10 protein-coding genes and 1 CRISPR repeat array are annotated in these 19,035 nt (G+C 59.6%); of the genes, 4 read left to right on the top strand and 6 right to left on the bottom strand.

Annotated elements, in window-relative coordinates:
- Positions 1–46: 46 nt before the first annotated feature.
- The 4 genes from cas3 to CCR96_RS07745 all read left to right on the top strand — a co-directional run bounded on the left by cas3 (position 47) and on the right by CCR96_RS07745 (position 4,902).
- The gene (gene cas3 / locus CCR96_RS07730) at positions 47–2,677 is read left to right on the top strand and encodes a CRISPR-associated helicase Cas3' (RefSeq protein WP_201219512.1); all 2,631 of its coding nucleotides are present in this window, start codon (positions 47–49) and stop codon (positions 2,675–2,677) included.
- Positions 2,678–2,749: 72 nt separating this feature from the next.
- Positions 2,750–4,405: a type I-E CRISPR-associated protein Cse1/CasA gene (casA, locus tag CCR96_RS07735; RefSeq protein WP_201219514.1), complete on the top strand. Its 1,656-nt coding sequence runs from the start codon at positions 2,750–2,752 to the stop codon at positions 4,403–4,405.
- Positions 4,406–4,433: 28 nt separating this feature from the next.
- Complete coding sequence (relB, locus tag CCR96_RS07740) at positions 4,434–4,652, top strand: type II toxin-antitoxin system RelB family antitoxin (RefSeq protein ID WP_201219664.1); 219 nt, start codon at positions 4,434–4,436, stop codon at positions 4,650–4,652.
- Positions 4,552–4,902, top strand: coding sequence for a type II toxin-antitoxin system RelE family toxin (locus CCR96_RS07745; RefSeq protein ID WP_201219516.1), 351 nt, complete (start codon positions 4,552–4,554; stop codon positions 4,900–4,902). Before relB ends, CCR96_RS07745 begins: the two co-directional genes overlap by 101 nt.
- Positions 4,903–5,011: 109 nt before the next feature.
- Positions 5,012–10,208: a CRISPR direct-repeat array (repeat unit 28 nt; unit sequence TTTCTGAGCTGCCTATGCGGCAGTGAAC).
- A 130-nt stretch (positions 10,209–10,338) separates the two neighbouring features.
- Here the strand turns inward: CCR96_RS07745 and cas6f are convergent.
- The 6 genes from cas6f to cas1f form a co-directional block, all read right to left on the bottom strand.
- Entirely contained in the window at positions 10,339–10,905 is a 567-nt protein-coding gene (cas6f, locus tag CCR96_RS07750; RefSeq protein ID WP_201219518.1) for a type I-F CRISPR-associated endoribonuclease Cas6/Csy4, read from the bottom strand.
- A 4-nt stretch (positions 10,906–10,909) separates the two neighbouring features.
- Positions 10,910–11,950 (bottom strand): type I-F CRISPR-associated protein Csy3, encoded by a 1,041-nt coding sequence (gene csy3 / locus CCR96_RS07755; protein ID WP_201219520.1) that lies wholly within the window; start codon positions 11,948–11,950, stop codon positions 10,910–10,912.
- Between the two features lie 17 nt (positions 11,951–11,967).
- Positions 11,968–13,029, bottom strand: coding sequence for a type I-F CRISPR-associated protein Csy2 (gene csy2, locus CCR96_RS07760; protein WP_201219522.1), 1,062 nt, complete (start codon positions 13,027–13,029; stop codon positions 11,968–11,970).
- Positions 13,019–14,299, bottom strand: coding sequence for a type I-F CRISPR-associated protein Csy1 (gene csy1 / locus CCR96_RS07765; RefSeq protein WP_338035840.1), 1,281 nt, complete (start codon positions 14,297–14,299; stop codon positions 13,019–13,021). Before csy1 ends, csy2 begins: the two co-directional genes overlap by 11 nt.
- Before the next feature lie 251 nt (positions 14,300–14,550).
- Entirely contained in the window at positions 14,551–17,937 is a 3,387-nt protein-coding gene (gene cas3f, locus CCR96_RS07770) for a type I-F CRISPR-associated helicase Cas3f (RefSeq protein WP_201219524.1), read from the bottom strand.
- Entirely contained in the window at positions 17,934–18,923 is a 990-nt protein-coding gene (gene cas1f, locus CCR96_RS07775) for a type I-F CRISPR-associated endonuclease Cas1f (protein WP_201219526.1), read from the bottom strand. The genes cas3f and cas1f overlap by 4 nt, the downstream gene beginning before the upstream one ends.
- Between the last annotated feature and the right edge of the window lie 112 nt (positions 18,924–19,035).

Consider the following 19,035-nt stretch of genomic DNA (forward strand, 5'->3'; position numbering starts at 1 on the left):
GCTGGTAGGATCAGCGGCTACAGGGTGAAGAAAAAGGAGCTTTGGTATGTCTGGGATCGCTCTTCCGTCGTCTAGGGCTTTCGGGAAGCTGGAACGAGATGCGGATGGCCATTTGGTCGCCTGGCTGCCGCTGCTCGATCACCTGATCGATGTGGCTGCTTGCTTCGTTCGATTGTGTGCCTGCCGAAGCGTCCGTCGCGCATTGGAAGGATCCGCCGGGCGCAGGCTCACGCCTCGAGATATCGAGCGCCTTGCGTTGCTGGTGTTCCTGCATGATCTCGGTAAGGCCAATAGCGGCTTTCAGGCAAAGCGCTGGCTGCTGCACGAAGTCCCGCAAGGCTGGCCGCGCCCTGCTGGACATGGTGGCCAAGCCTTGGATCTGGTCTTCCGAGACGAGCACTTTCTTGCCCCATTGCTTGAGTGTCTTCCGCTAGAGGCGATTGATCAGTGGGGCGATGCAATCCCGGCGCTGTTTCGCGCGTCCGTGAGTCATCACGGCCGCCCGATCGCCGATCCCGACCCTGGCGATTGGCCCCGCGCCAACTGGAAGCCGGTGATCGGCGCGGATGGTCAAGCCGTCTACGATCCCGTGCCTGTACTGACCGAGATCGGTCAAGGCGCCATCAATCTCTATCCAGAGGCCTTTGCCACAGGTGGCGAGCCGCTCCCGGATGCACCCGCCTTCGGTCATCTGTTCGCGGGCCTGGTGCAGTTGGCCGATTGGCTCGGCTCGGATACCCAGTTCTTTCCGCTCTCCAATGCCATCGGCGATCGCGCCCAGGATGCGCCCGCGCTAGCCGAGCAGGCGGTGATGGCGCTGGGCCTGGATGCGACTTGCTGGCAGACGGGGCTAGCGCAGACTTCCCCCAGCTTTGAAGCCGTATTCGATGGCTACCCGCCTTATCCGATCCAGGCCGCGATGGCGGATGCGGCGCTTGGCCCTTTGCTCGTGCTCGAATCAGAGACCGGCAGCGGCAAGACCGAAGCGGCGCTCTGGCGGTTCGTGCATCTGTTCCAACGCGGCGAGGTCGACAGCCTCTACTTTGCGTTGCCCACTCGGGTGTCTGCAAGCCAAGTCTACGAGCGCATCTTGTCGGCCGTCGGGCGCCTTTGGCCCACTGATCCACCTGTCACGGTGCGCGCGCTGCCGGGGTACGCCGGCGCCGATGGACAGGAGCCAAAAGCACTGCCCAAGTTCAAGGTGCTCTGGCCGGATGAGCCGACCGACGCCGAGGCGCATCGGCGCTGGGCTGCTGAATCGCCAAAGCGCTTTCTCGCCGCATCGATCGCGATCGGCACGATCGACCAGGCGCTACTCGGAGCCCTTCAGGTGCGCCATTCGCATCTGCGCCATGCGCTGCTCGCGCGCAGTCTGCTGGTCGTCGATGAGGTGCATGCCTCGGACCCCTACATGACGGCCCTCTTGGAGCGCTTGCTGAAAGCGCATCTCGGTTGTGGCGGCCATGCGTTGTTGCTGTCGGCGACGCTTGGTGCCAGTGCCAGAGCGCGTTATCTGGGTCTTGGCGCGCAGGTCAAGGCTGCGCTACCGGCGTTCGATGTCGCTTGCCAGATGCCGTATCCAGCGCTTGCCGATCGCGACGGGCTGCGCGGCATCGCGTCGACCACACCAGCCAAGACCGTCGCTTGGGGTGTGCGTGATCTGATCGATGATCCCGAGGCGATTGCCCGTTTGGCGATCGAGGCCGCATCAGTGGATGCCAAGGTGCTGATCGTGCGCAACACCGTCCCGGCCGCGTTGGCCGTCTTCCAGGCACTGGAAGCGCTGATCCCAACAGTCGACTGGCTGTTCGCCGTCAACGGCGTTGCGACACTGCATCACAGCCGTTTCAGCCGCGACGACCGGCCGCTGCTGGATCAGGCCATTCAAGCCCAGCTTGGCAAACATCGCCCGCCAGGCGCGCGCATCGTCGTCGGTACCCAAACCCTGGAGCAAAGCCTGGATCTGGATGCCGATCTGCTCATCACTGATCTCTGCCCGATCGATGTGCTCTTGCAGCGCATTGGCCGGCTGCATCGTCATCAGCGCTCCGATGACAAGCGCCCGCTGGCGTATCGGACCGCGCAAGCCTGGGTGCTGACACCGCCGGGTCAGGATCTATCACCGCTACTCAAGCGCGCCCAGCATGGACTCGGACCCTTTCGGGATGGCGACGGCATCTATCCTGACCTCCGCAGTGTTGAGGCAACGCGCCGGCTCATCCAGGAACGGCCAACGATCAGCATTCCCGCCGACAATCGGACGCTGGTCGAGGCCGCCACGCACCCTGAGCCATTACGAGCAATCGAGTCCTTGGGCGAAGACTGGCGGCGGCTTGGGCAACAGATTGATGGCCGAACCGGGGCAGAGCGCAGCATTGCCCAGTTGCACGGCCTGGATGTCGATACGCCCTTCGATGAGCAGCAAGGTTTTCCAACGGATTTGAAGATTGCCACCCGCCTCGGTGAGCGTGACCGGCTGCTGATGTTCGAGCCCGCGCCGATTGGCCCCTTTGGCCAAGCGCTGCGGCAGTTGGCGGTGCGGCATTTCCTCGTCAAAGGCATTGATCCCGATGCGCAGCCATCGGCCATCGAATGCCAGGATGGAACCGTTCTGTTCAGCCTAGGAAACACACGTTTCCGCTATAGTCGTCTGGGCTTGGAGAAGATCGACGGCTGAATCTAACGGGGATGGTGCAGCAGCACCCCGGCAGATGAATCTTGCGAGATTCACGTTAAGGAGAAACTCACGATGACTACGGCCTTGCGTTACTCACTGCTTGATGAACCGCTGATCGGTGCGCGTTTGACCGATGCTCACCGGGTTCACCTCAGCCTGCCAGCGCTCTTCGTCGCCTTGGCCGCGGATGGTATCCGCGACTTTCCGGCACTGCGGCCGCATCAACGCCATCCTTGGCATGCCTTTCTAGTCCAGCTCGCGGCCATTGCTTTGCATCAAGCTGGTCGGAGTGAGCCATTTGCCGCTGAAGACGAATGGAAGTCGGCCTTGTTATCGCTGACCCCTGATGATCCGGATGGCGCGGCTTGGTGTTTGATTGCGCCGCCCGAGCGTCCAGCCTTGCTGCAGGCACCGGTACTCGAGGGCGATATCTCGGCCTGGAAGGGCCGACTCGAGGCACCCGATAAGCTGGACATGCTGGTGACCTCGAAGAATCATGACCTGAAAGTGTCGCGCATGAAGCAGTCAGCGCCCGAGGACTGGTTGCTAGCGTTGCTCAGCCTGCAAACACAGGAAGGCATTCTAGGCTCAGGGAAGTATGGGATCTCGCGCATGAACAGTGGGTACGGCAATCGACCCTCGCTCGGGGTGATGCCAATGGGCGGTTGGGGACGACGCTGGCTGCGCGATGTCAGCGCCTTGTTGGCATCCCGGACCGAGATCGTCAATACACTGGAATTGCGCGACCAAGAGGGGATCGCGCTGGTTTGGCTGCGCCCCTGGAATGGCACCGAGAGCCTTGCCTTCGCCGCGCTCGATCCGTTCTACATCGAGATCTGCCGTCGGGTCCGTCTCATCGAGACGCCTGATGGAATCCAGTGTCTGTCGACTGGCAGCAAATGCGCCCGCATCGAGGCCAAGACCCGCAACGGCGTCACGGGCGACGCCTGGATGCCGGTCGAAACCGCAGAGGGCAAGGCGCTCACCATCAGCAGCAAAGGGTTCGACTACAAGCTCACATCGGAGCTGCTCTTTGGTCACAAGTACCGCGCGCCGATTGCGCAAACACTAACGAACGAGGATGGCAAGCAAGGCATTGTCATGCTGGCGCGCGGGGTGACAAGGGGCCAAGGCAAGACTGAGGGCTACCACGAGCGGCGTGTCCCGATCTCACCCAAGGTTCGTGCGTTGATGATCAAAAAGAGCACCGACAAACTCGCGAAGATCGCTGAAGGTCGAGTGTCCGACATCAGCAAGATGCGCAAGGTGCTGTGGAAGGCGCTTGCGACGCTGTTCGCAAACGGTGTGTCGGCCTTCAATGACAACGACAGCGTGACCGACAAAGCAAGTCGCTTCGCCAAAGCCTTCGAGCAGAACGAGGACGCCAGATTCTTCGAGGGTTCGCTCGGACTGAACGAGGAACTCGACGCTGAAGATCCCGAGGCCGTGCGCCTGGCCTGGTATCTGGACATGGCCAGCCGCGCTGAAGACATCCTGCACAACGCCTTCGAGGCTGGCCCCCGTAGCGGCGAGCAACGTTATCGTGCCCGCGCTGCCGCCTTGGGACGATTCCACGGCGGGTTGCGCAAGGAGTTTCCGACGCTGGCGGAATACTGGGATAACGAACGCAAGAAACGATCGTTAGAGAGCACATCCTCAGCGGTACTCTCAGCTCCTGAGCCAAGCCAGAACATCAGCCTGCCTGCCCAACTCGAATTCAATCTGTAACGATCGCCTGACGCATCAGGAGCCTTCCATGCTTGCTCTCAATCCAAATCTTGAACAACGTTTGAACGCGACCGCGCAATCGCTCGGCATCCCCGTGCAAGCATTGCTTGACGAGGCTGTCCTGAGCTACTTGCAGGATTTGCAGGATGTTCAGACAGCCGAGGAGGTCTGCCGGCAGCTTGAGTCTGGCGAGGAAACAACAACACCTTGGTCTGAAGTGGAAAAGCGCCTTGGTCTGGCACGTTGAGGTCACGGGTCGGGCGCAGCGCGATCTCAAGCGCCTAGATCGCACGACGCAACGGCGAATTGGCACGTTCATTCGCAAGCGTCTGATGACAGAAGACAGTCCTCGCCGTTTTGGCAAAGCCTTACAAGGCACGCTGACAGAGTTGTGGCGCTATCGCATCGGCGATTACCGGCTGATTTGCCGGCTCATCGATGACCGTTGCGTGGTGTTGGCGCTTTCTATCGATCACAGGAGCAAGGTTTACCGCTGACTCGCCATGACATCCACGATAACCGTATCATCCGATATCGTAATCGTTTAGCCCCCCTGGGTTTAGAGGGGGGCTAAACGATTACCTTGGGGGAGGTTCACATGCAGTCTTTCTGAGCTGCCTATGCGGCAGTGAACCTGGCGCGATGTGAATGCAACCGGAGGCGTTGTTTCTGAGCTGCCTATGCGGCAGTGAACTTGCGCAACGCGGGCCAGGCCTCGGCATCAAATTTCTGAGCTGCCTATGCGGCAGTGAACTCGCCGGTGGTCTTGTCGCGCCACCGCTCGGATTTCTGAGCTGCCTATGCGGCAGTGAACCGTCTGATGGCGGTTAAGCGTGTTGAATCCTTTTTCTGAGCTGCCTATGCGGCAGTGAACCGGCTGAATGTGGTGCTGCAGTGGCTGTGCCATTTCTGAGCTGCCTATGCGGCAGTGAACCGTCGGTTCCAGGCGTAAGCCGAGCCGTCATATTTCTGAGCTGCCTATGCGGCAGTGAACGTGACTGGCTATTCATCGCGACATGGCCAGCGTTTCTGAGCTGCCTATGCGGCAGTGAACATTTCGACCAGGTAGGTTCCGTCGACACTGTATTTCTGAGCTGCCTATGCGGCAGTGAACCGAACATCTCGCCAACGTGCCAGACGCTTGACTTTCTGAGCTGCCTATGCGGCAGTGAACAGATCAAGCAGACGTATCCGATGCCAGTTGAGTTTCTGAGCTGCCTATGCGGCAGTGAACTCGTCACGCGGGTCATGTTCCAGCCGCCGATATTTCTGAGCTGCCTATGCGGCAGTGAACCAGATTCCCCTCCAGGGTCTGGTGCTTCTCAATTTCTGAGCTGCCTATGCGGCAGTGAACTCACACGCTCGGCAGTCCCGCCGAGGTTCGGTTTTCTGAGCTGCCTATGCGGCAGTGAACACAGGCACCGTCTTTCAGATCAGTCCCGATCGTTTCTGAGCTGCCTATGCGGCAGTGAACCTGACAGATAGGCGCCAACCTTTGCCGCAGTCTTTCTGAGCTGCCTATGCGGCAGTGAACGCATCGCAAGCCAGGCGTATGCGATCCATTCGATTTCTGAGCTGCCTATGCGGCAGTGAACTTTTTCACTGATGCGTTTCGCCTGTTTCGTCCGTTTCTGAGCTGCCTATGCGGCAGTGAACGCAGAGAATCGGCGCGCCGATAAAGACCTCACCTTTCTGAGCTGCCTATGCGGCAGTGAACAGCTGTGTTGGAGCCAGTGCCCAGCCATCGATTTTCTGAGCTGCCTATGCGGCAGTGAACATTTGCGCGGGTGCAGCAACTACTCCGAGATCTTTCTGAGCTGCCTATGCGGCAGTGAACACAACCAAGCATCGAGCGTGATGTTTACGCGTTTTCTGAGCTGCCTATGCGGCAGTGAACGCTACGACTGAAAAGTGGACGCTGCCGAAAACTTTCTGAGCTGCCTATGCGGCAGTGAACCGTCGTTCGTGTTGCGGTGCGCTTCACTGCTATTTCTGAGCTGCCTATGCGGCAGTGAACAAAGCACATCGAAGCGTGGACGCTGTCTCAGATTTCTGAGCTGCCTATGCGGCAGTGAACAGAAACAAGCACGCCTGAATCATAGAGATTCATTTCTGAGCTGCCTATGCGGCAGTGAACGACCACAGGAAACGCCGGTAGCAGGTTCCCCATTTCTGAGCTGCCTATGCGGCAGTGAACACTCCGGTGTTTTGCCTGAGTTGACTGATTCATTTCTGAGCTGCCTATGCGGCAGTGAACGTGCCGCCGTACTCGCAGACCTGGCCTTGGCATTTCTGAGCTGCCTATGCGGCAGTGAACGCTGCCGTAGCTTCCCGCGGGCATGCGCTCAATTTCTGAGCTGCCTATGCGGCAGTGAACGATGCTGTGCCCGATCGTGATGTCCCGGTTCGTTTCTGAGCTGCCTATGCGGCAGTGAACAGGCGTGCGCTCTTGGCTATTGTTGGGAGATCTTTCTGAGCTGCCTATGCGGCAGTGAACCGCACCCACCGCCACCAGCGGAGACCCCCGATTTTCTGAGCTGCCTATGCGGCAGTGAACATGAGGGCTTTTTTTTGGCGCCCATGCTGGCCTTTTCTGAGCTGCCTATGCGGCAGTGAACTTGCTGAGGCCGCGCTAGAGCACCCACAACACTTTCTGAGCTGCCTATGCGGCAGTGAACCACCATCTAGTCATCATCAGAAGTCCCCAACTTTTCTGAGCTGCCTATGCGGCAGTGAACAATCTAGAGATGTGATCTGTGATTTTGGGGATTTTCTGAGCTGCCTATGCGGCAGTGAACCATCATCGACCATTGCGCCGCCATCTTGGGATTTTCTGAGCTGCCTATGCGGCAGTGAACCCGGCGGCGAGGTCAGCCTACACGGCTGGAGCTTTCTGAGCTGCCTATGCGGCAGTGAACTGACGTGGGGAGCCACACCGTCTGTGCCGAACTTTCTGAGCTGCCTATGCGGCAGTGAACATCACAAGCAGCACCGCGCCGCCCACTGTCGCTTTCTGAGCTGCCTATGCGGCAGTGAACGCTCATCGCCAAGACCCGCGTGATCTTCGCCTTTTCTGAGCTGCCTATGCGGCAGTGAACATGGAGATCGAATGGTACGGGGCGTTTCGGGGTTTCTGAGCTGCCTATGCGGCAGTGAACATCAATACCCGACTAAACCGCTTGTACTATCTTTTCTGAGCTGCCTATGCGGCAGTGAACGCGACACCAGCGGACTGTGCCTCACTGAATCGTTTCTGAGCTGCCTATGCGGCAGTGAACCAGAGCGTGTGCCATGTCGTTGGCACGCTCTTTTTCTGAGCTGCCTATGCGGCAGTGAACGTTTCGGGGGGATAGCCGGGGCGATCCGTCGGATTTCTGAGCTGCCTATGCGGCAGTGAACCCGAACAAGCGACGCGAGCGCTCGTTAGTCACTTTCTGAGCTGCCTATGCGGCAGTGAACAGCGACGGCGCCAAGAGCATGGTGGCCGGTTTTTTCTGAGCTGCCTATGCGGCAGTGAACTGGATTAAACGCCGCCTCGACCGCCTTGAGCATTTCTGAGCTGCCTATGCGGCAGTGAACGCCCCGGCTTCGTCGCCTTCGGCCTGCATGATTTTCTGAGCTGCCTATGCGGCAGTGAACTCCGCGAGCTGCGTGGTATTCGTGATGGCATTTTTCTGAGCTGCCTATGCGGCAGTGAACTAGGCGAACATCGACATGCAGTTGATCTCGACTTTCTGAGCTGCCTATGCGGCAGTGAACGTCGATCCGGCGAGATAGAATGCATTGTCGATTTTCTGAGCTGCCTATGCGGCAGTGAACGTGTTCAGCGCGCTGTATGTCCCGGCGTTTGTTTTCTGAGCTGCCTATGCGGCAGTGAACCCGGAGACTTGGGCGAGTAGCCGCTGCTCAATTTTCTGAGCTGCCTATGCGGCAGTGAACCTCGGCAAAGCGCACGGCTTGGCGCCAGGTGATTTCTGAGCTGCCTATGCGGCAGTGAACACCACATCGTGGGCCAGCACGAATCGCTCAATTTTCTGAGCTGCCTATGCGGCAGTGAACCATGAAAGCCCCGTCATTGCTGGACTTGCGGGTTTCTGAGCTGCCTATGCGGCAGTGAACATGCGTCCATGAAGCAGCGGTCCATCTGCGTCTTTCTGAGCTGCCTATGCGGCAGTGAACATTGGCACCCGAGTAGCCGGAGAACTCAAAAATTTCTGAGCTGCCTATGCGGCAGTGAACCTGCACAAATTGACTGCGCAAGAGGCACCCAGTTTCTGAGCTGCCTATGCGGCAGTGAACTGGGTGTTACGGGGTCACACGATGGGCAACTTTTTCTGAGCTGCCTATGCGGCAGTGAACCAACGCGTAACGCTCAAGACGGACTTCCGCAGTTTCTGAGCTGCCTATGCGGCAGTGAACTTGCTGAGGCCGCGCTAGAGCACCCACAACACTTTCTGAGCTGCCTATGCGGCAGTGAACGCTTGTGGAATCCAGCCCGAAACGCCCCGGAAGTTTCTGAGCTGCCTATGCGGCAGTGAACCGGCTTTGGTCTGGCTCTGAGTCTCACCGTTCTTTCTGAGCTGCCTATGCGGCAGTGAACGGATTGCAACAAAAACAGATGCCGCCGGATCATTTCTGAGCTGCCTATGCGGCAGTGAACGATCGGAGCGACGAGCGAGAACGCAGCAGCAGTTTCTGAGCTGCCTATGCGGCAGTGAACACCAGGAGCAGGCTAACCGCTGCTCGCGGAGTTTTCTGAGCTGCCTATGCGGCAGTGAACATACGACTATGTATCAAGGGAAGCCCCCCAAACTTTCTGAGCTGCCTATGCGGCAGTGAACGCATCACCCACACCACGACCACAGGCCCTATTTTTCTGAGCTGCCTATGCGGCAGTGAACGCTGTTGACCGATGCCGAGGGCCTAACGCGGCTTTCTGAGCTGCCTATGCGGCAGTGAACCGCTTGCTGCACTGCTTCCGGGTCGCCGGGTATTTCTGAGCTGCCTATGCGGCAGTGAACGACCAAACACCAACGACCAAAAGCAACATATCTTTCTGAGCTGCCTATGCGGCAGTGAACACGACGACGACATGAGCCAAATACCGAAAATCTTTCTGAGCTGCCTATGCGGCAGTGAACAGCCAGCAATAACAAGCAAAGCGAACCAAATATTTCTGAGCTGCCTATGCGGCAGTGAACGGGTTCTTTAATGATTTCGTTGTCTGGTTCATTTTCTGAGCTGCCTATGCGGCAGTGAACTCGCCACAGAGTTATAGGACTTCCCCGAGCCATTTCTGAGCTGCCTATGCGGCAGTGAACAAAGCGTTGGCGGGGTCTTGGATGCCTTTTGATTTCTGAGCTGCCTATGCGGCAGTGAACGCTCAATCTTTGCCGATGATGCCGATCGGCAATTTCTGAGCTGCCTATGCGGCAGTGAACTTTACCTGTGCCTGATGCGTTCGCCCAGGTCGTTTCTGAGCTGCCTATGCGGCAGTGAACGGCGTATCCGAAGAAACAAGCGAAAGCGTTGGCGTTTCTGAGCTGCCTATGCGGCAGTGAACGGGGGATCGGCCTTTGTTCACACGCAACTTGATTTCTGAGCTGCCTATGCGGCAGTGAACTTTCGGACGGTCTAGCGGCCTCATTTCCCATCTTTCTGAGCTGCCTATGCGGCAGTGAACATATCATCATGCGATCTATGACGTCTTGGGCTTTTCTGAGCTGCCTATGCGGCAGTGAACATGTCGGGCCGATTGTGATCCGGGTTCGTATTTTTCTGAGCTGCCTATGCGGCAGTGAACAAGGCCAAAATTGACCTAAAATCTTGGTTTTTCATGTTTTTATAGAACTATCGATGCCTACGCCCTCTGTAATTTTAGCTATGGAGGAGGCTTAAGAAACAATAGCTTATGAGGAACGCCAAGAAAAGGGTCAGAACCAGGGGACTGTCGCTGTACTGCTCAAGCCGTAAGCGTTGAAGTCGCCCCGCGGCTGTGCTAGCGGCACGGGTGGACCTAGCTGCAAAAAGAGCGGAAAGGTCTGACCGGTACTTGCGCTTCTCAGGGTCACAAAAGGGAGATGTAGCGCCTTAGCCGCGGTATCTGGGACGCGAGCGCGTGCTTGGTTTTCGCTGAGCCCATGTCGACGCATCTGTCGGCGCCTCAAGCGCTCTGGACTACTCTTGGCCTGAACCCTACGCAGGTTGCGATGAACAGCGTCCTTCGGCACAGGCGCAATGTCCTTGACTTCGGCATGATCGCGCATCCCCTGTAGCCACGATTGTGCCATCAAGCGCGCCAGATCCTGTTCCGATCCAATCAGTCGAAGCGTTTGGCCCAGTGATGGAGGCTTTTCCTGATAGCCAGGGAAACTCACGCCAATGCTGGTTAATTGAAGTTGTGCTAATCCTCGGTGCAGCTTGGCATAGAGGGCGGCCATGAGTTGGTGAGCGGGAAATTCCGGGTCAGGACGCAGATGGATGTCGATGTAGTGATCCATGCGATCAATCCTTTCCAGCATCCCCGAAAACGCCGCCTCGGATCAGTGTGGCCATCACGAAATGCTGCTGTTCAAGCGGTGGCGTCTTGTCTTTCAGCAACCAGCCGTCGAGCAGGTTGTAGAAGTCGAGCTTGTCGGTAGGCTTGCGACAGGCCTTTCCAAGCGTCGTCACCGAGCCATAGGGCTCGACAGCGATGGGGCCAAGCTCGGCCACGTCGGGATGCCAGGTGTCGATCGTGCGCAGCGCGTTACCGAGCTTCTGCGAGTGCATGCCCGCGATACCCTGCACATCGTAAAGGGTCTTGCTCTTCTTGCTGCCGCCTTTGTCGAGAATCAGCTCTTGAGACGGGTAGACTTCCTGCCCGGCGCCGACTCGGGCGTAGGCCGTGATTTGGAGCAGGACATGCTTCGTGCCGGCAAGCCCTTCGGTGATTAGATCGGCGACCGCTTGCACATCCGCTTGCATCGTGGCTGGAACGTCAAACGTGCGAAGCGGTAGCTCCAGGCTCGAAAAGGTCCACGATGAGGCTGCTCGGCCTTGCACGAGGTGCTGGATGTGCACCTCGATCTGTTCGGCGCCCATGCGGTTACGCCAGAGGAAACGGCCATTGGCGAGGTTGTGCGCGTAGCGTCGGCCCAGCTCGGCAAACCCCTGGGAGTCGACGTAGCCTTGAACCGTACTGATGAGCTTCGCTTGATAGGCGGCATTGTTGCAGGCCGAGGGCGTGCCGGCGCCGCCGAGCACGCGCAGGGTGAAGCTGACCTTCAGCGTATCCGCATCGGCTGGCAGCGCTGCGACATCAACGGTTTGAAGATTGGGGTTCTCGATTGCGGCATCGAGCTTTGCTGGGTCTTGGTCCTTGGTCTTGAGCCGGTTGGAGATCGTCCCGCGTACGGATTTCTCGCGCAGGCCGATGGCCGACCAGGCGTTGGAATCGGCACGCTGCTCCCAGTCCCCGCTGAAGAACAGGGCGTCAGAGGGGTCGAGCTTGCGCTCGAAAGCGAGAACGGTGGCGGTCTTGAGGGTCGCGTCTTTGCTTGCCATGGGGCTCTCCTGATGGCTCATTGGGTGCTGTCGTTGCTGGGGGTTGCCGGTTCGGGCGGCTCCGGTGGTGGCTGGTACCCGTTGTGGCAGCGGTAGAGGCCGGATGCCATCGGATGCTCGGGGTCATGGACGGGCTCCCAGAGCAGATCGTCCAAGCGCTTGAGGCGATGTGGGCTAATCCACTGCCCCACAGACCACACCGTCTCGACAAAACGGAAAGGGGTGGTCATGTCGCGAGCGCCCCGCACACTGCCGGGCGGCTGTAAGTCTGAAAGTGCCGAGAAACCGACCGGGATCGGCACGATCCAGCCGGGTCGGTGGTCGGTCTGCCACTCTACCTTTACGGATGGCTCGCCCTGTGCGTTTGTGGGAGGCGCATCGGCATGGCTGTTCCAGCGCGACAGGTCGAGCCAGGCGTCCAAAGCGGTCGCGGTGGGATTTTCGGCCCGCAGCTCTGCCAGGCGCGCCCGTAAAAGGTCGTCTCTCGACACCAAGGCGAAGCCGGGTAGCCAGCGGCGCGCTAAGCGTCGGAACCACTTGTGCTGTTCACCCGCGTCGTTGTCGTCAGCGTCAGGCACAGGCTCCAGGACAGGACGTGTCGGCACGCGCGGCGACGTGCCTTGCAGCCTGGGCATGATGCTGCCGCCTGCCAAACGCATTCCGGCGAGTTCATCGGCGATGCGTTGTGCCAATGCCTGGCGCGGCACATCGGCCAGATGCGCATCGCTGATCTCGACGTCGAACACTAGCGTGACCTCCAAATGCACTCGGCCTTCCTCGACGATGGCGGCTGAGCGGCCATCGTGCTGGACCGGATTGCGCGTGAGGCGGAAGGCGTGGGTAAAGCCGCCGTGGTTGATCTGCGCCTCGAAGTCATGGCAAACCACACCGACAGCAAAGAAGGCAATGCCGGGATCGAGTCCTAAGCGACGTTCAAGCGCTCGCATCAAGCCGATGAAGGCCGTCATCGCCGGAAAGCCCCAGGTCAGTGGGCTGGAGATCGCGTTGGCGTTCTGGACCCGCAGATGGGGCAACGCCAGCACGGCGCGATGCATGGGTTGGCTGCTCTCAGTGGTCATGGCTGGCCTCCCAGGCGTATTGCCGCAATTGTTCGCCGGCGAGCTTGCGCCAGTACAGATACTCGGCGTCGCCAAGCGGAAGCGGATGCCGCAGCCGGTTATTCAGCCAACGCGAGAAATCGTCCGCGAGTCCGTCGATGACCTCGTCGTTCTGTTGCTGTTCGGCGTCCGGGTCCAGCCACGCCCGTTGCGTGGGCGGTAAGGCGCATTCCTGGTCCTTGCTCCAGCCGGGCTCGAGTGTTCGCAGTTCGGCGCTGAACTGGATCAATTCATCGATGAGGGCGTCGACCAGGGCATCACGCCGCCGGCGTGTGCGCAGGTTGTTGCTGGGGTCGCTCTCCAGGAAATGACGTAGTTGGCGTGTTAGCGACTTAACCTCACGGCGCCAGCCAAAGACATTGAACAGGGATTCGACGGCCAACAAGGGCTTAATCGTCAGGGACTGCCAGACCGGTGGCAATGAGGCGAGCAGAACATTGTCGCCGCGGCGCTCGCTGTTGAGTTGGCTGATGTTCTGCGGTTTGGTGCCGCCTAGCTTTTGCACGGCGAGGTTCGGATATTCATGCACTGGGCGTTCATGCCACTGCTGCGCCTTGCGGGCTGCGCGAGCGGCCTTGGCGTCTTCACTGAAGCGATCGTCTTGGAGGGTTTGGTAGAGGCGGTGGACAAGGGAGGTGGGATAGAGCGGCGCTAGCAAGTGGTAACCGGCATCGTCGTGTGGGTCAGGGCCGATGAGCCAGTAGAACTGTTTCGCGTGGGTATGGCTGCGCAGCGGCAATCTTGGCTGGGCGAGACCTGCAAACGCCTGCATCCACGCATGCGCCAAATCAGGGTCGTCATCGAGTGCGGCGGTGAGGTCTGCATCCTGCTCGAGCGCTAAGCTGAGTAAAGTCCGCCCGTCGTATTCGATCTTGAGGAATTTGTAGACATCCAACGCAGCGGCGTTGCCGACGACATCGATCTCGAAGTCGGCACCGAGCACATGGCTGCCGACTTCTTCGAGCGCCTCTAGTGAGGTGGGCTCGCAGAACAGGCTGGTGCCTTTCGCCTCTGGATGCAGAGGCTTAAGGGAGTGGGTCACGACCTGGATCTGTCCAGCCCGGTGGGCGGCATCTTTGAGCCAGGCGGCGGGCTCAAACTGCGCGATCAGCGCAGCGCGCTTGGGATCGTCTTCGGGAAGTTTTTCTAATTTGGCGTTGATGCGTTCGGCTAGAAACGCCTTGATAAGGTTATGAATTTGCTGTTTTCGTCCGTTCGCTTGTGCTGACACATGGCGCTCCGCAGTTGTGCAGGCGGCCGCTTGGCCGGTTCCTGAAGGGCGGTAATCTAGCTCAATCTTACAAGTAAGTAAACCAATTATGTTTGACCAATATTTTTAGGAGATTGGGGAAAGGTAAACTTCAACGGACTGCTGAAAAGCAGCTCAGAAAAATTAGGCTTGGCCAAGAGGCCATGGCCATCAACTGCCGCATAGGCAGTCGGCTCAAGCACGCTGTGAGCCATCTCCAGGTCCTTGTAAGATCAAGGCCTTCGCAAGGCAAATCCCAAGGATGGGTGATAGCGCCAGCCGTTATCGCTGGGTCGTACAGACGTCATCCCAAAACGCTTGGCACAGGTGGAAAGCGGTAGATCCAAGGTCGTCGCCAGGGCAGACAAGGACGCCATGTAGTCGGTCGTCCCCCAAGGCTCGATGCGCGCTCCCTGCACTTGTGCGTCGAGTAGACGTGCGCACATGTGCTGGTACGGGACGTAGATCGATTCACCGCGGCGGGTGCCATCCATCACCTGATGCAGCACGGCCTTTTCTTCATCCTCGTCTGGAAGCAACACGAGCGTGACATCCTCAGGGAGGGAGGCTTTGCGGAATGGCTGCTGCTGCGGTAGCACGGCGCTCAGCAAGGCGTCTTGGGGTGTTTGCTGCCACCAGGTGCTGGCATTGAGCCTGGATGTTGGCGATTTGCTCGAAGCACGAGGACGGCGTCCCGAAGGTGTTGCGGTGACGGTCTGTAACAGCGGCAACATCTGGCCATGAAGCCGCGCATGCTCGATGTCGATGAGGCGCTCTTTAGGGCGCAGCGCGGCGGCTTCCAGGGAGACAATGCGCGCGCGGGCGTCGATAACAGCGATGTCTTCGGCGCTGAGCAGATCGCGCAGATCGTGCGAGATGAGATGGAAGCGCTCGTCATCTGTCTCGAAGCCGGGTTTGATGAATGCCGCCCGGCCTGGATAGCGGTAATGGCGCAGGTTGTGACTCAGCACCAGGATGTTGGGAGCGGATACGGGCTCGTTGCGATGCCGCTGGACGCGTCCACCGAGTTGGATCAGTGAGCGCATCGACGAGGGCTCGACCACGGCCCAGTCATAATCGTGATCACGACCGACTTCCGTCACTGGGGAGCCGAGTACGATGAAGAGCTGATCGGGTTCTTGGGTGCGCTGCAGACGGCTGCGGATGTCTGGCAGGGCGAAGACCGCCTCGGGCTGATGACGGCTCAACGTTTGGTCGAGTTGGGCCTCGATGGCGGAGCGAATCAGCAGGGGGTGACGGGAGTGATAGACGCAGAGATGCACACGCAGGCCCGTCGGCGGGCGGAGTTGGAACAGCGCTAACGCGGTCTCGAACAAGGGTTCGATGTTGGCCATGCGCACCAGGCCAAAGCTGACGCGCTTGCCCGTCAGCGGATCGACACTGTGATGGGCCGCGTGCAGGCTTGCTGCGGCATCGAGGACTTGGGGCGCGAAGGCGTCTGCGAGCGGTTGCCACTGACGCGCGGCTTGCATTCCCTGCAATGGATGGATGACGGCTCGCCGTCGCGGCTGCGTCGCCTGCTTGGCCAGCTCACCGACTCGACGCTGCGCGAATGTCTCATGCGCCTGAGCGAAACAAGCCGGGTCGGCGCAGTCTTGAACCGACTGATGAAACTCATCGAACCACGCGCAGCACACGACGGGTGGCGCCGCTGCGCGTTCTGGCTGGGCGCTACGGTTGTGCTGAAAGTGTTGGCGACCGTTGCGATAGGCCTCGAAAAGACCCCGCACCAGTGACGGCGGTAGGGTTGCGGATGATAGCAGCACGCGCGCTCCAAGCAGCCCAGCCCAGTGCACGAGTCGGGTAAGGGCGGGGAGGTCGTCGAGGCCGAAATCATCGGGCTCATCGAGCACCAGATCGCCGCTCATCAGGCGCAGCATGGGGGCGATCTGGCGACCGCCACGCTGGCTCTCGGTGGCTGGTGTCAAGTGGTCGATGGTGCAGACCAGCAGCGGGGCGACCAAGAGCTTCTTGATGTTTGGATCGGTCAGCGCCTTGCGCAGCAGAGGATGCTCGTCGAGCTGGCCCTCATAGAGCACATGCGTCTCTTCATCCAGCAACGCTTGCCGCGAGGCCGAACCGGTGGCCTCCGCCTCGGCTTCATAGTGCTCGAAGAGTGCGCGGTTCGCTGAGCCACCGACTCGAATGGCGAGCTTATCGTCCCCCAAGCCGAGCAGGTCGCGGAATGCCTGGCCGGTTTGTAGCGTCAGGGTGCGCAATCCCAACGCGAAAGCACAGCGCATGCCGAGGGCGGGGTCGGCCAATGCGTACATGATGCGTGCATTGCCGAGCGTCTTACCGCAGCCAGTCGAGGCCATGTTGATGATGAAGGCCCCCTGCTGTTGGGAGCGTTCGCGCATGCCAATGGCCGCTTCAAAAGCCTTATCCTGCCAACGGAAACGGTCGTTTTTAGCGCGTTGTTTGAGGCTCCGATGGCGGCCAAGTCGGGGTAGATGTCGCTCGAATCGGGGCAGAAAGTGCGCGATCTCCGCGCCATGACGCGCAACCCCGACGAGATGTTCATCGAGCGTTTGGTTCGGTGCGCCACCTTTGCAGGTATTGGCTAATAGCGCTGTCCCGGGCGAAACCTTGACCCGCTCGGCGTGATCGCCCTCAAGGCTAGAGTAGTGATGGTCCGCCAGCATCAAGCTGAGCCGGCTGAGATGCATCACGAAGGGATTGTTGAGCACTGAGGCCGCCGCCGTTTGGGCCTGCGTCGATACGGCGAATGCACACAGACGGCGTGCGAGACGGCTCGCGCGCTTACGCCAGTCTGGCGTGGTGGCCGGAAGACCCTCGGGAAACGCCCAGTAAGGCTTCAGCGCGTCTGGCTCCGCGCCTTGAAAGGCGCGTTCATTCCAGGATGGCTGAATCCGGGTGAGAAGCCCGGACAGCGCGGACATTTGAAAGGGCTCACCAGGCGGAAGCTCCGGCAAGCGATGGTGAGTGAGCACGAGCCAGGCCAAGGCCTGCGCAAGGGGGGCGTTGCTCAGCGTCTTGAACGGGGAGTCGAAGGCACCGTCCAGACCATCGCAGCGCAGATCCCTGAGCCAACGTGCGTCATCGTCTGCATTGGGAGCGGCCAAACGCGCTAGCCAGGCGGCATCGTCGTCGACCCCGACGAAGGCCTCGAAGAGGCGCACCGACACCCATTCATGTCGAATGAGGTTGCGCCCATCAAGCCTCCCTGTTAGACGCTGCTGAAAGGCTTGGATCGCTTTGCCGAGATCATGCAGCAGCCCGGCGAGATCGACCAGCAAGCGGATCAGCTCGCCGCTGTGCCAGTCGTTCTCGTCCTCGGTGCGTAGCACATTACGTTGGGTGGTATTGGTTGGAACGGCTCCGAGCGAGTTGAAGCGTTTGCGATCCCCGACCACCCAAAGTAGCTCGGAATGATCGATGCCACGAATCCAATGGCAAGCGACCGCCGTATTCTTGCGCGCCGACTTGCGTAGGAGTCGGTGCAGCGTCTCAAGGCCGTCACGGGTGATGGGGGTTTGCCAGGTCCGGGTACCACGGCGTTCGGCAAACTGATCAAGAATGCGGCGGGTCTGGGTGAGCGCTCGTTTGTCACATTGCGAGATGAGCAGGATGTTCATGGGGTGGCTTGCTGCACCATTGCGCCCATCTGCCGGGCGATGTCCTTGAGGGTGTCAATCATGGCATCGAGCGCCTCACTGCGTGTGAGGGCTTCGATGCAGGCCTGCCGAAACTCTTGCTCGGTGTCGCCCCGCACCGCTGAGAGGAAGGCTTGCGGGAGGATCAGCGCGTCCTTGACGAGATCGGCCACGTCGAAGACGAGGCCACCGCGGCGGGTCTTGCCGTGGAGCACGGCGAGGCCATGAGGAAGGCCGAGCACCCAGGTTGCGGTCGCTGCCAAGCCGTAAGCCAGGTAATTTCCGTGATCGAGAAACTGGTTTGCGGCATCGGTCCCTTGGCCGCGCTTACCGCGGACGAAGTCGCCGTATTGGGTCGCTCGAGCGGCGAGCTTGTAGAGCTCCTTGGTCAGCCGGGCTTCCTCCATCAGCAATGCGGTGTGGTCGGATGCGACCTGGATGTTCGAGCCAGAACGGCTGAGCAGTGCACTCAGAGCGCTCACATCAGGCTCAAAGCCGGTTGATTGCAGATGGCGGGACGCGCTCCAGTGCGCTTGGATGTGTTGAAGTCGCTGCTGCTGGAACCGTTTGGCGGCCTCCAGCCGGAGGTCTTCGTCGAACCAAAAACGCACCCATGCCTGCAGATACTCGGTCGATCGATATTCGCTCTGCGGGGAAAACCAAACGATGTCGGTATCGCGCTCGGTGGCCGTAAACAACGGCGTCCCACCGCCACCGCAGAAACCCACCAAGACGCCGGCTTTAGCCAGTTCGCGCATGGCTGCCTGAGTGACCGACGTGCCGGTGCCAAGCAGCACGCAGGTCGTGTTCGCAATGGGGATGTTCCAGTACAGCGAACGCCTGCCTTCGTCGGTAACGTACTCGACGCGGCCACCGTTGACCAAGACTCGGCAATGCTCCAGATAGTAAAGATTAGCTCGCTTGGAGTGGAGGATGGTCTTGAGATCGCTTGCGTGAATGTCGTCCATTCGTTTTACTCACGATTAAGGTCGTCCTCGGTCGGTGCTGATGTGGGGCAAGCGATTGACCTGCAACTGGATATGCACCTCTACCAGTAGAGACGAACAGAGGCAGCGACCA

The sequence above is a fragment of the Halochromatium roseum genome, assembly GCF_016653315.1.
GTDB lineage: Bacteria > Pseudomonadota > Gammaproteobacteria > Chromatiales > Chromatiaceae > Lamprobacter > Lamprobacter roseus.

What these genes read in the sequence shown, in the direction of transcription:
- cas3 (WP_201219512.1), top strand. Translation starts at nt 47, where the DNA reads ATGTCTGGGATCGCTCTTCCGTCGTCTAGGGCTTTCGGGAAGCTGGAA.
- casA (WP_201219514.1), top strand. Translation starts at nt 2,750, where the DNA reads ATGACTACGGCCTTGCGTTACTCACTGCTTGATGAACCGCTGATCGGT.
- relB (WP_201219664.1), top strand. Translation starts at nt 4,434, where the DNA reads ATGCTTGCTCTCAATCCAAATCTTGAACAACGTTTGAACGCGACCGCG.
- CCR96_RS07745 (WP_201219516.1), top strand. Translation starts at nt 4,552, where the DNA reads ATGTTCAGACAGCCGAGGAGGTCTGCCGGCAGCTTGAGTCTGGCGAGG.
- cas6f (WP_201219518.1), bottom strand. Translation starts at nt 10,905, where the DNA reads ATGGATCACTACATCGACATCCATCTGCGTCCTGACCCGGAATTTCCC.
- csy3 (WP_201219520.1), bottom strand. Translation starts at nt 11,950, where the DNA reads ATGGCAAGCAAAGACGCGACCCTCAAGACCGCCACCGTTCTCGCTTTC.
- csy2 (WP_201219522.1), bottom strand. Translation starts at nt 13,029, where the DNA reads ATGACCACTGAGAGCAGCCAACCCATGCATCGCGCCGTGCTGGCGTTG.
- cas3f (WP_201219524.1), bottom strand. Translation starts at nt 17,937, where the DNA reads ATGAACATCCTGCTCATCTCGCAATGTGACAAACGAGCGCTCACCCAG.
- cas1f (WP_201219526.1), bottom strand. Translation starts at nt 18,923, where the DNA reads ATGGACGACATTCACGCAAGCGATCTCAAGACCATCCTCCACTCCAAG.